This is a genomic window from Brevibacterium sp. CSND-B09, from assembly GCF_052906525.1.
On record NZ_JBREGI010000001.1, the window covers coordinates 2,297,206 to 2,309,665 of the forward strand.

The 12,460-nt window shown below is 65.2% G+C and carries 10 protein-coding genes; 6 read left to right on the top strand and 4 right to left on the bottom strand.

Translation table 11 applies throughout. The features are described 5' to 3' along the window. The first annotated feature begins 135 nt into the window (after positions 1 to 135). Together ACU4IU_RS10305 and ACU4IU_RS10310 are read left to right on the top strand one after the other, a co-directional pair. The gene (locus tag ACU4IU_RS10305) at positions 136 to 2,151 is read left to right on the top strand and encodes an alpha/beta fold hydrolase (RefSeq protein ID WP_446656654.1); all 2,016 of its coding nucleotides are present in this window, start codon (positions 136 to 138) and stop codon (positions 2,149 to 2,151) included. Between the two features lie 309 nt (positions 2,152 to 2,460). After that, entirely contained in the window at positions 2,461 to 3,693 is a 1,233-nt protein-coding gene (locus ACU4IU_RS10310) for an N-acetylglucosamine-6-phosphate deacetylase (RefSeq protein ID WP_446656655.1), read from the top strand. Between the two features lie 140 nt (positions 3,694 to 3,833). Here ACU4IU_RS10310 and ACU4IU_RS10315 read toward each other — a convergent pair whose 3' ends face one another. Beyond that, positions 3,834 to 5,504 carry an HNH endonuclease signature motif containing protein gene (locus tag ACU4IU_RS10315; RefSeq protein WP_259358432.1) on the bottom strand — a complete coding sequence of 557 codons (1,671 nt, stop codon included), beginning with the start codon at positions 5,502 to 5,504 and terminating at the stop codon, positions 3,834 to 3,836. Positions 5,505 to 5,733: 229 nt separating this feature from the next. On the opposite strand from ACU4IU_RS10315, the gene ACU4IU_RS10320 reads away from it, so the two are divergent. From ACU4IU_RS10320 to ACU4IU_RS10335, 4 genes are all read left to right on the top strand, one after another. Continuing rightward, positions 5,734 to 6,306 (top strand): hypothetical protein, encoded by a 573-nt coding sequence (locus ACU4IU_RS10320; RefSeq protein WP_172172028.1) that lies wholly within the window; start codon positions 5,734 to 5,736, stop codon positions 6,304 to 6,306. A gap of 67 nt (positions 6,307 to 6,373) precedes the next feature. After that, positions 6,374 to 7,069: a hypothetical protein gene (locus ACU4IU_RS10325; protein WP_446656656.1), complete on the top strand. Its 696-nt coding sequence runs from the start codon at positions 6,374 to 6,376 to the stop codon at positions 7,067 to 7,069. Positions 7,070 to 7,510: 441 nt separating this feature from the next. Next, positions 7,511 to 8,176: a copper chaperone PCu(A)C gene (locus ACU4IU_RS10330; RefSeq protein ID WP_446656657.1), complete on the top strand. Its 666-nt coding sequence runs from the start codon at positions 7,511 to 7,513 to the stop codon at positions 8,174 to 8,176. After that, on the top strand, positions 8,166 to 9,476 hold the full coding sequence (locus tag ACU4IU_RS10335; protein WP_259358429.1) for a Dyp-type peroxidase: 1,311 nt from the start codon (positions 8,166 to 8,168) through the stop codon (positions 9,474 to 9,476). The genes ACU4IU_RS10330 and ACU4IU_RS10335 overlap by 11 nt, the downstream gene beginning before the upstream one ends. A 68-nt stretch (positions 9,477 to 9,544) precedes the next feature. Here the strand turns inward: ACU4IU_RS10335 and ACU4IU_RS10340 are convergent, their stop codons facing one another. The 3 genes from ACU4IU_RS10340 to ACU4IU_RS10350 all read right to left on the bottom strand — a co-directional run bounded on the left by ACU4IU_RS10340 (position 9,545) and on the right by ACU4IU_RS10350 (position 12,459). Beyond that, the gene (locus ACU4IU_RS10340; RefSeq protein WP_259358428.1) at positions 9,545 to 10,447 is read right to left on the bottom strand and encodes a glycine betaine ABC transporter substrate-binding protein; all 903 of its coding nucleotides are present in this window, start codon (positions 10,445 to 10,447) and stop codon (positions 9,545 to 9,547) included. 338 nt (positions 10,448 to 10,785) lie between these two features. Continuing rightward, positions 10,786 to 11,352, bottom strand: a complete 567-nt coding sequence (locus tag ACU4IU_RS10345; protein ID WP_446656658.1) for a methylated-DNA--[protein]-cysteine S-methyltransferase — start codon at positions 11,350 to 11,352, stop codon at positions 10,786 to 10,788. Between the two features lie 201 nt (positions 11,353 to 11,553). Next, complete coding sequence (locus tag ACU4IU_RS10350) at positions 11,554 to 12,459, bottom strand: glycine betaine ABC transporter substrate-binding protein (protein ID WP_446656659.1); 906 nt, start codon at positions 12,457 to 12,459, stop codon at positions 11,554 to 11,556. Between the last annotated feature and the right edge of the window lies 1 nt (position 12,460).

Here is a 12,460-nt window from a genome sequence, read left to right on the forward strand (position 1 = left end):
CTTCGGCGATCACGCCCCTGGGATCCGACCGGCCGCCTCGGGGATCACGCCCTTGGGATCCGTCCAGCCGCCTCGGCGATCTGGGGTTTCTCTGGATTTCACCCCGGAATCTGCGCGGGGATCTAGGATGGGAAGATGACGACCCACGACGCAGTGACCCGACTCCTCGACGCCCGCCGCCTGCAAGGCCTCTTGACGAATCAGAGCGGCCGCGTCATCGCCCAGTACTCGTTCCTCAATTCCGAAGGGAATTCCTCCCTCAGCCACCTCGCCGATATCAGCGGGGAGACGCCCCGACGCATCACTCGCGGCGATCAGTCCGTGGGACCGGCCGCACTGAGCGAGAACGGCACGATCGTCTTCGCCTCCAAACGCAAGGGCGAGGACGGCAAGGATGCCGAGTCTCCGAGCCTGTGGGCCCTGCCGGACAACGGTGAGGCCCGCAAGCTTACCGATCATGAGGGCGGTTTCTCCCGAATCGAGGTCAAGGGCGAGACCATCATCGTCGAGTTCCCTGTCCATACATGGGCCGCCGACGAGAACGACCATCAGGAATTCAGCTCCGAACGCAGCGACGCGAAGGTCAGCGGGATCCTCCACACCGGTTTCCCCGTCCGTCGCTGGGATCATGATCTGGGGCCGGGACGGCAGACCCTGGCTGTGGCCACCCTCGACGAGGCGGCCGCCGACTTCCCCGAAGTCAGTGACGAGCTGAGTGCCCCGGCGGGCTTGGACTTCCGGTACCTGTCCCTGCCGTCTGGGCGACTTGTCGATTGGGCCGTCGACGATGGGGCGCGCTTCGCCCTCGTCCAGCTCGAGAAGCCGATCCCCGGACAGCTCGAGGCCAGTGAGATCTGGCGCGTGGACCTCGACGGGGAACCCGAACTGCATCGTCTGACGAAACCGGCTGCCGATCACAGCTTCGACATCGAGGCGATCAGCCCGGACGGGACGAAAGCACTGGTCACTCGCGTACAGAACTGGACTCCGCAGACCAACCTCGCGGCCGAACTCATGGTCCTCGATCTCGAGACCGCGGAACTGAATCCTGTGTGGCCGGATGGTGATTTCTGGTTCTCCCCGATCTGGGCAGACGATTCGACCATCGTGGCCACCGCGGATGATCACGGTCGCGGCAGCATCTTCATCGGTGACATCAATGATGCTCAGCCTCGGCGGCTCGTCGGGGGCGCCGATCAGAAATATTCGTTCTCGGGGCTGGCCCTGCGCGAGGACACGGTCGTGGCGACCGCCTCGGCGATCGATGTCGCGCCGCTGCCGATCTCCGTCGACCTCCGCACCGGGGTCATCAGCGAGCTCGCGAACCCCGCGACGGTGCTCGACGAGGAAGGCACCCTCACCGAGGTCGAGGTCCGTGCCGAGGACGGCACGCCGATCCGTGCGTGGCTGGTACTTCCGGAAGGGGAGGGGCCGCATCCGCTCGTCGTCTTCGCCCACGGCGGACCATGGGGGTCGTGGAATGCGTGGACCTACCGGTGGAACCCAGGTCCCTTCGCGGCTGCCGGCTATGCGGTGCTGCTGCCGGACCCGGCGATCTCCACCGGCTACGGGCAGGCGATGATCGATCGCGGTCAGCAGCAGCTCGGCGGCACTCCCTTCACCGACATCATGGCGCTGACCGAAGCCGCAGGGGAGAGGGCGGACATCGATTTCGAACGTGTCGCCCTTGCCGGCGGGTCCTACGGCGGATACATGGCCAATTGGGTGGCCGGGCATACCGGCAGCGCGTTCAAGTGCATCGTCACCCACGCCTCTCTGTGGAACACCACGTCGATGGGGCGGACGACGGACAATTCGTCGTGGGATCAGGCGATGCGGGAACAGTCGACTCAGTATTCGCCGCACCTGTTCGCCGATGACATCGAGGTGCCGATGCTCGTCATCCATGGCGACAAGGACTACCGGGTACCGATCGGTCAGGGTCAGGAGCTGTGGCTGGATCTGCTCACTCGGGCGAAGACTCCGCTCGACGCCGATGGCGACACTCAGCATCGGTTCCTCTACTTCCCCGACGAGGGGCATTGGATCCTCGGCCGCGGGAACGCCGAGGTCTGGTACCGCACCGTGCTCGCGTTCCTCGATACGCATGTGCTCGGCATCGACGCGAACCGAGTTCGCACACTGGGGTGAGCCGGCAGTCGGTTCGTCAGTTTCCTGAGGTGGGCGCGGCAGTCGGTTCGTCCGCGTCCCGCGCCGGGGCGGCTACCGTTTTGTCGGCGCTCCCGGGGCGAGGCAGCAAGCGGTTCGTTCGCACCCTGGCGCGAGGCGGCAAGCGGTTCGTTCGCACCTTGGGGCGAGCCGACAGCCGATCTGTCGGCACAACACCCGTCGACACCTTGCCCGACGAGACCCTACTCGCCAAGACCTTACTGCGGGGTAAATTCACCAACTGATTCCGTAGCCTGAATGAGGAGTTCGCAGAGCGATGGAAGGACCCAGATGACACAGACCGAACAGATCCCCGCCGAGGCGGTCATCCACAATGCGTGCATCCTCGACGGCGATCGGGTGACGTTCACCGAGGGGACCGCGGACACGTGGATCGCGGTCGCCGAGGGAACGGTCACGGCACGGGGCCGCGGGGACGGCTGGAAGGACAGGGCCGCCTCGGCGAGAGGTGAGGTCATCGACGCCGCCGGCGGATACGTGGCTCCCGCGTTCGTCGATATCCACTGTCACGGTGCGGGCGGTGCGAGCGCCGAGGACAGGAGCGAGGGGATCGATGCGATCCTCGACGTGCATCGGGCCCACGGCACCGGCAGGCTCGCTCTGTCCTACGTCTCCGACACGATCGAGGGGCTGTGTGAGTCCTTGCGCGCGGGCGCCGGACTCGTCCGTGAGCGGGCCATGGTCATGGGCCTGCACGCCGAAGGCCCGTTCCTGTCCCCGGATTTCAAAGGTGCGCATGCGCCCGAAGTGCTCACATCGCCGACTCCGGAGGCGGTCGAAGCAATCCTCGAGGCGGCCGATGGAACTCTGAGCCAGATCACCATCGCGCCCGAACTTCCCGGTGCTCTCGATGCGATCGGTCGGTTCTCTGCGGCAGGGGTGCGTGTGGCCGTCGGTCACACGGCTGCCGATTATGCGCTGGCCGCGCAGGCCTTCGAGGCGGGGGCGAGCATCCTCACCCACGCGTTCAATGCGATGCCCGGAATCCATCACCGTGCTCCGGGGCCGGTCCTCGCCGCGGCCGAGGCCGAGCATGTCACCGTCGAACTCATCAATGACGGCGTCCATGTCGTCGCCCCGGTCGCGCGTATGCTCCACGAACTCGTGCCCGGGCGCATCGCTCTCATCACTGACGCCATGGCGGCGACCGGCCTGCACGATGGGAGCTATCACCTTGGTTCGCTCCCGGTCGAGGTCAAGGATTCGGTAGCGCGCCTGGTTACCGCGGAAGGCACTCAAGGCGCCATCGCGGGGTCCACGTTGACGATGGACGAGGCTGTGAAGCGGGCAGTCGCCGAGGTGGGACTCAGCCCGTTCGACGCTGTGAAGTCCGCAGGATTCGTTCCATTGCGTGCGGTGGGCGGAGTGCCGGAGTCGGGTGATTCTCTGCAGGCGGCGGGCGGTGCCCCTGGTGCCGGCAGCCTGTTGGCTCCCGGAATGCCGGCTGATCTCCTGCTCCTCGATGAGGACATGAGCATCCGAGCCTCTTCATTGGGGGACTGAACCCGCCTAAACCGGGCCGAACCGGACTGCACCGAGTTGAATCGAGTTGAACCGGGCTGAACCGAGTTGAACCTGGAAAGTGGGCTGAACCCGGCCGAAGCTGGAAAGTGGGCACAGCTGTCCCCTGAAAGGAGGGGCGGCTATTTGTCGAACAGGGAGTCGACGATGTCGTCCGCGATGAAGCGGGCGTGGAGGATCGGCTTACGAGCCGGGTCCTTTGCGGCAGGCGGAATGTAGGCCGGTCGCCCGTCGAAGAGCATCACCGTGTCCCAGGCGGTGCGGTCGAGCAGGTGGTGGTGATAGCTGCAGAGCAGCGCGAGATTGTTGATCTCCGTCTTTCCGCCGAGCGACCATGGAAACACATGGTTGGCATCGCACCAACCGGGAGGGGCGTCACAGCCGGGGAACGTGCAACCTCGGTCACGGGCGGTGATCACTGCCAACTGTTTGCGATTGGCGAAGCGCTGTTCTGTGGCCACCTGCATCGTCTTGGCCCTGTCGCTCATGAGGTGGAAGAACAGCGAGCCGTTGAGGCCGTTTCTCATCAGTTCCTTGATGGGAATGGGATTGTCGGCGCCCGTGGTTCCGTGTCCTGTTCCTTTGGCCAGATCTTCGGCGGTGGCGTTGATGACGAGAGCATAAGGCGCTCCTGCAGCCGTCCGCTGCTTGTCGATCGTCGTGACGAGGCCGGCGAATCGTTCGTAGATCCATTCGCGCGCCGAGGGCTGTTCGGCGCTGACGTCCACGAAACCGCCGTCCTCACGAACGCCGACCCCGGGGACAGCTGCCGAATTTCCGCTCGTGCGAGCTGCGTTGAGATCGGGTGCCGGAACTCGCTTCGCGTCATATCGGTCACCGGAGAGCACCGCGTCGACGATCTCAAGCAGCTCTTTGTCTGGCAGCGGCGAGCTCGTCTCCTCAGAAGCAGCGGTTACGGTGGCGGGATTGCCCGCGGCCGCGATCTCAGAGGCGCCGGTCGCCGAGTCGGCGCCTGTCTTGTCGGCTTCTCCCGCAGACTGGATTCGTGAGGTCAGCAGTCCGTTGAGAGTGCCGCCGGTGACGGGGTCGAGCAGTCCACGCAGCTCCCAGTCGCCGTTGGCCTTGGCGCGCATGGACATGTTGTACGCAGAGCGGTCGGCCGAGTCATTCGGCTCTGCGCCGTCCGGGTCGATATAGCCCATGAGCTTGCCGAAGATCTCGCGCAGGTCCTTGAGACGGACCTTGGGTGCGTTGTCGACCAAGCGCGTCTCGACGTCGGTGCGGACCGTCTGACTGACCCACGTGGGCAGTTTGCGCATGCAGTCTTCGATGACAGACGCCTGGGCGGCGGAGATCGTGCCGGCATGGAGCGCATCTGCGACGACAGGGTAGAGAGGCGGCAGAGCCTGTCCGGCCATGTCGACGCGTCCGCCGAGGTTCTTGGCCATATCGGTGCGGCGATTCGCCTCGGCGCCGGTGAGGTTGAATCGGTTCTCGATGAGCGACTTCGTCGACTTGGCGCCGAAATCGCTGGGTGTTCCGACACGTTCGCAGACGGAGAGCGCGAGCGTCGACAATGCATCGTTGATGCGTGTGATCGCCTCGACCCCATCGGCGAGCATGATGGCCTGATCCGGTCCCATGGGGCGATCGAACGAGCGCAGCTCATCTTTGAGGCTCATCAGCTGAGTGATCGAAGAGGTGACCTCGGGCGCAAAGCGGCTGAGATCTGCCCACTCCTCGTCGGCCAGCAGCGGGTGTCCGCTGGTCTGCGAGGAGTTGTCGGCGTTCCGATCGGAATGATCGGAGCTGCGTTCGGGAGTGAGGGTCATGGGGATGAATTCCGTTCACCAACATCGTTGTTGTTGGAATCCAGTGTACGCTCATAATGCGTGGAACGCCATAGATGATCGAAAAAAGTTTCGAACATAAATTCAATGTTCGTCACAGTTCGAGGATGCTCACAAGATTCTTTGTGTCCATGCAGGTCAGGGGTGGTGTCGGCTATGGCCGAGGTGAACCGGCTTCGAATGTGTCAGTCGGTCGTGGCACGATTGGAGTATGGATGCCCTGCTCCTCATTGACACCGACGACGCCAGCTACCCCAGCGATGACGCCATGGAGACCCTCGGCGATATCGTCACCCGCACCCGCGCTGTGGGCGGTGTGCTCATCTTCGCGTCGACGAAGGCCGACCTCGCCGACACTCCCGATGAGGAGCTGAGCATCTTCGTCCCCGATGAGGAGGATCTCGTGCTCCGATCCGAGAGTCCGGATGTGTTCGAGGGCGTCGACGATCTGGCCGCAGGTCTGCATGACCTCTCCGTCGACCGGATCATCATCGCCGGCGCCGACGCCACCGCGGGCGAGCCAGGCACTGGAGCTGGCGAAGTCACCACTGACCCCGCCGCCCAGGCAGAGGGCGATGCCGACGCCGGCGCCGACGCGTCCTCGGCGGGCACCCCCGGAGCCGTCTACGCCTCGGCGATGGCGGGTCTTGTGTGCAACTTCGACGTCGTCGTCCTTTCCGACTCCACCACTGACCCCGATGGCAACCTCGTCGCCTGGGGGGATGCTGCCGCTGATGCCGGTGCCATGGTCAAGAAGACCGCCGATACCTGGCTGCGGATGTAGGCTCAGTCGCCTTCCCGAAATTGTTCTACATTGAGTAGAATGTGGGAGCGAGCTGAGAGGAGGGCCCATGACCGGATGGACGAAATCCGTACGTGCGCTCTTCGCTGCCCTCTTCACGACTCTCCTCGCCCTGCTCATGCACCTCGGTGCCGGTGGCGGCGTCTCGATTCCGGGCACTGTGGTCGTCTTCGTTCTCGCCCTCTGGGCGGCGATGATCGTCGCCGGCAGGCGCCTGGGCTACCTGACTCTGGCGGGCCTGCTCGGCCTCGGACAGGTGCTCATGCACCTGACGATGAGCTGGTCTGCACACACCTTCGCCCATGCGGGGGCCCACGCGGGAACCGCTCAATCCGGAAGCGGGCAGGCCGGAGCTGCAGGTGCCGGATCCACTTCCGCCGAGGCGGCCCTCCGCGCCCACGCCGGACACATCGTCCCAGCCTCCGGCTCCCTTGATCTCGGTCCTGCCGCAACCGCGCTCGGACATGCGAGCCACGGGGCAACCTCGGCGGGGATGATCATCGCCCACGTCGTCGCCGTCCTCGTCACCGCCGTGATCCTCAAACGCGGTGAGGACATCGTCCTCAGCATTCTGCAGCTGGCCCTGGGCCCGGTGATCGGCGCACTGCGAGCCCTCGCCGAGGCGGCCGGAGTCCTGGCCGACGAACCGTTCCGCAAGCTCTGCGCTTCGTTCCGGGTGCCGCAGCCGGTCACATCGGCGGTGGTCGGCCCGAACTACCGCCGCGGCCCGCCCGTACTCGGCTGACATCCCAATCGGCGTTTGCAACGCCGACCCGCACCTGGTTTCCCGGGTGACCATCCATCTTCGGGCGACCGCCCAGACAGCGGCGGGCCGCCCCTCGGTGACTGTCGAACACGTCCGCGCACACCGCTGCGCGCAGAGGGCACGTGCCCGCGCCCTGGCCAGCACATGCCCTGCGCACTTGCACTTGCACGAGCTGCGCGCAGGCAACTGTGACCTGCGCAAAGGCTCACGAAAGCGCTGCCGGTCGGCCGCGTTCCCTGCACACAGGCGGACGAACGCGATGCGGCTCAGCGCCCGCAGCTTCGGGCCGCAGAGACTCTGCGACCGAAGATCCTCGTCGTCTGACGGTGGGGGACACGCGGGACTGCCAGTGCCAACAGGTGACCGCGGCGCGCGCCGACATGTGCTCGACAGCACCTGAATGACGAAAGTGCAGACATCATGCGAAAGAACATCACCCTGGCCCTTGCCCTGCCCATCGCCGTCGCCATCGGCCTGGCAGGCTGCGGCCAAGACGACAGCAAGGCCGCCGGTTCGACACAGACCGACGGCAGCTCCACCTCGGCGGAATCCTCGGAAAGCGCGGTCGACGCCGAAGCGCTCAGCTTCGACGGCGCATGGGTCAAGGCCGCCGACGACGGAATGACCGCGGTCTTCGGGGAGCTGAAGAACAACACCGACGCCGACATCAACCTCGTCGAGGCGAAATACGCGGACGCGGAGATGGTGGAACTCCACGAAACCGTAGGCGACAGCTCGGGCGGAATGTCCATGCAGGAGAAGAAGGGCGGCTTCACCATCCCGGCCGGGGAGAGCCTCCGCCTCGAGCCCGGAGGCGATCACATCATGATCATGGGACTGAAGAAGGCGATCAAGCCGGGCGAGCAGATCAAGCTCGATCTCGTCACCGCCGATGACGAGACCGTCGAGGTCACGGCCGTGGCCAAGGAGTACTCCGGAGCCCAGGAAGACTACGCGCCCGGTGAGGCCGAAGGTTCCAGCGACGACCACGGCGACCATGGTGAGCACGGCGACGAGGGCAAACACATCGGCGCCGACAGCGAAGAGCACGAGGACTCCGATCACGGAGACCACAGTGACCACTGAGCCCGGTCGCACCGGCTTCAGCCGCCGAGGTCTCCTGACCTCGGCGGCCGCGGCCGGCGGTGCAGGTGTCGTCGGTGCCACGGCCGGATTTGCGCTCGGCCGCGGTCCCAGATCACAGGGCACGAGCGCCGGTGACGGTGGGCCGCCTCGGCGAGATCTGGATGGCGCGAACGGGCCGCAGACCGAGCCGTTCTACGGCGCTCATCAATCCGGGGTCGAGACCCCGCCGCAGGCCTTCGCGCACTTCATCGCGTTCACGCTGGGGCCCGGGATCAAGGCCGCCGAGGCGGTGCGCTGGCTACGGCTGCTCACCGCGGATGCAGCCGCGCTGACGCAGGGGCAGGCCCCGTTGGCCGACTCCGAATCCGAGCTCGCCGTCGACCCTGCCCGACTGACGGTGACCTTCGGGTTCGGATCCGAGCTGGTGGCGCTGGCCGGAAAGGAGCACGTCCCGGATTGGCTGAAGCCCTTGGAGGCCTTCTCGATCGATCGCCTCGATCGGGACCGCTGCAAGGGCGACCTGCTCCTGCAGATCTGCGGCGACGACCCGCTGACCTTGGCACATGCCAGGCGCATGCTGTTCAAGGATTCGCGATCGTTCGCCGAGGTGGCCTGGCAGCGGGACGGATTCCGACGTGCCTACGGCAGCGCGGGGGAGGGGAAGACTCAGCGGAACCTCTTCGGTCAGCTCGACGGCACGGCGAATCCGGGACCCGGATCCGAGGACTTCGCGCGGATCATCTGGGGGCAGGCCACCGAGGCCGCGAACCCGGTGTTCTCCGCCCGCGGGGAGCCGCCGGCCGACCTCGGTGCGCATCTGCCGGTGTGGATGCGCGGGGGAACGACGCTGGTTCTGCGCGATATCGCGATGAACCTCGACACCTGGGATCAGGCCGACCGACCCGCACGGGAGTTCTCGGTCGGGCGGACCATGGATTCCGGGGCACCGCTGTCGGGTGAGGACGAGTTCGACGATCCGGACTTCACCGCTGTCGATCAGCGCGGACTGACGAAGATCTCGCAGGTCGCACATATCGCCCGGGCCCGCGACGGACTGGGTCCGGAGGTGCAGATCCACCGGCGCACGTTCAACTACGAGACCGGTGCGGGTGGGGATTCGGGACTGTTGTTCGCGTCTTTCCAGGCCGATATCGAACGGCAGTTCCTGCCGATCCAGCGCCGCCTCGCTGAGGTGGACCTGCTCAACGAATGGACGACCCCGATCGGGTCGACCGTGTGGGCGATCCCGCCCGGAGCGACCGAGGACGGGTACGTCGGGCAGGAATTGTTCGACGGCTGAGAAAGCGGCGCGGCCGCCGGACCCGCAGAAGCGGGGGCGGCGGCCGCACCGTATGTTCGCGCAGCGGCTCAGTCGGTGATCTCGGAGTCGAAGGCCTTCGGATTGTCCTTGACCCACTGGTCGACGGCGTCACCTTCCTGGCCCTCTTTGTATTCGTTGACGATGAGGTCCTCGAGCTCTCCGTACGTCTTGTCGTCGAGCTTGATCCCCTTGATGAGCTCCGACGCCTCAGGGAACTCGTCGCTGAAGCCCTCGGTGCCGAGGAAGTGCATCTTCTCCGGATCGCCCATGGCGTTCTTCGGATCCTTGAGCTCCTTGACGTCGTAGGCGTTGTTCGCCCAGAACGGACGCCACAGGGTGACGACGATGTCGTCCTGCGCCTCGATGGCATTGCCCAGCTCGGTGAGCATGGCCGGGGTCGAGGAGGTGACGAGTTCGAAGTCCTTCTCGAGGTCGTAGGCAGGCATCATCGAATCCTTCGTCACCTTGGTGAGACCGGCCCCGGGCTCGATGCCGACGATCTTGCCGTCGAACTCGTCGGCATTGTCTTTGAGTTCATCTATCGAATCGATGTCGACATAGTCGGGCACGACGATCGTGTTCTGCGCCTTGTCGTAATAGGTGCTGATGTCCTCGATCTTGTCGCCGTACTCATCCATGTACTGCTTGTGGGTCTTCTCCGGCCAGGCGGAGGGGTAGATGTCGATGTCGCCGTTCGCCACTCCCGCATAGAGGATCGCGGCCTCGGAGATCGTCTCCAGCTCGGGCTCGTATCCCAGCTTCTCGAGCTGGTCCTCGAGCAGGAACGCGGTGCTGCGGCTGTCGGACCACGAAGAGATGTAGCCGATCTTGATTGTGCCCTTGTCGCCGTCGGAGCCGGAGTCCTTACCGGCCTCCTGGGAGCACCCGGTCAGGGCGAGGCCCAGCGTCGCGCAGGCGGCGACAACGGAGGTGAGTGTGCGTGACTTCATCAGTTTCCTCTTCGTGGTGGCTGCTCGAGCGCGGTGAAACCGCCGACTCTGGCAATTCCGATCGTCCGAGCAGGAACATGTGAATGCAGGATCATTTGTGATCACAAAAGTTGGTACGGCAATGTAATCACATTATTCGCGTAACTTCCAGTGGCGTCCTCCAGATTTGCCGTGGCCCCCGACCGGTGTCCGGAGAGCTCCGCCCGGCGGACAGCTGAATGCGGCAGACTACCGGCACGGAACGGGACCAAAACGAGCCCGGCGCGGGACCGAAGCGAGCCCGACGCGGTACCGAAGCGAGCCAGACGCGGGCCAAGAACGCTTCGGCAGCGTCAGCGTCAGAACAGGGGCTGCGGCAGGGCGTCTTCGAACTCGAGGAGGCGTCGCTTGGTCTCGAGCTCGTGCCCGGGCAGCCCGCCCGAATACCCGCCGAGCCCGTCACCGGCGACAACACGATGGCAGGGGACGATGATCGGGATCGGATTGAGTCCCATGATCCCGCCGACGGCACGCGCCGGAATCCCGGTTCCGCTGGCTTCGGCGAGCTGTCCGTAGGTGACCGTGGTCCCTGCCGGGACCTCTTCGGCCAAGGTCGTCAAAACGGTCCTCGCGACGTCCGAGATCTGACCGAAGTCCACGGGCAGGTCGAAATCGCCGAGGCGGCCGTCGAAGTACGCTCGCAACTGGGCGACCGCCTCGACGAGGATCGGATCCGAGGCGACGGCCGCCTCGGCGGGGATCGAAACAGAGGGTCCCGAGGCGGCGGCCGCCTCGGTGGGGATCGGATCGGCGGCGTCGGTCGCCTCGGCGGAAATGTGCCATTCGAGTCGGACGACGGACCGGCCGTCGCTGGTCACAGTGAGAGGGCCGACGAAGGTGTCGACGGATGCCGAAGCAGTCGTCATGGGATGTCCTCCGTTCGGTCCCGCGCACCGAAATCGGTGTCAACGGCGATTCTCAGCCGAGTCTACTCATACAGCTGTGCCCTCCCGACTCGTCCGAGTCGGAAGGGCACAGCATTTCATGACCGCACGCCGGGCAATGGGGAAGCCCGCAGCTGAGCCGACGATGTCGTCCTCAGTGCGGCTGCTGCCGCGGCGTCAGGATCACTTCTCGTCCGGCAGCTCACCTTCGTAGGCGTCGGGGTTGGCCTTCAGCCACTCGGCGATGGCCTTTTTGCCATCATCCTTGTACTTGTTGACGACCAGGTCCTCGAGGTCTCCGTACTGCTTGTCATCCATCTTGATCTTCCCGACGTAGTCAGCAGCGTCGGAGAACTCTTCGCCGAAGCCCTTGGTCGCGGTGAAGTGGAGTTTCTCGGGGTCTCCCATCGCACCCTTCGGGTCCTCGAGGTCCTTGACCGGGTACTCGTTATTGGCCCAGAACGGACGCCACAGGGTGACGACGATGTCCTTCTCCGCGTCGGTCGCATTGCCGAGCTCGGTGAGCATGGCAGCGGTCGACGAGGTGACGAGCTCGTATTCGTCGTCGAGACCGTATTCGGGAATCATCGCCTTGGTGGCCTTCGTCAGACCGGCTCCGGGCTCGATTCCGATGATCTCGCCGCCGAAGTCCTTGCCCTTGCCCTTGAGGTCCTCGATCGAGTTGATGTCCTTCATGTACTTCGGGACGGCGATCGTGAGGACGGCGTTGTCGTAGTAGGCGCCGAGGTCTTCGAGGTCGTCACCGTATTCGTCGATGTACTGCTTGTGCGTGACCTCGGGCCACGAGGACGGATACATGTCGATATCGCCGTTGGCGACACCGGCGTAGAGGACGGCCGCGTCGTTGAAGGTCTGGGTCTCGACGTTGTAGCCCATCTTCTCCAGCTGATCTTCGAGCAGGAGCGAGATGCTCTGGCCGTCGGTCCAGCCGGTGACGTAGCCGAGTTTGATGTCGCCCTTGTCGCCGCCTCCGCCGTCGTCCTTCGCCGCTTCCTGCGAGCAACCGGTCAGGGCAAGGCCGAGGGCTGCGACCGCAGCGACGATCGGGGTGAGGAATCTTCTCTTCATT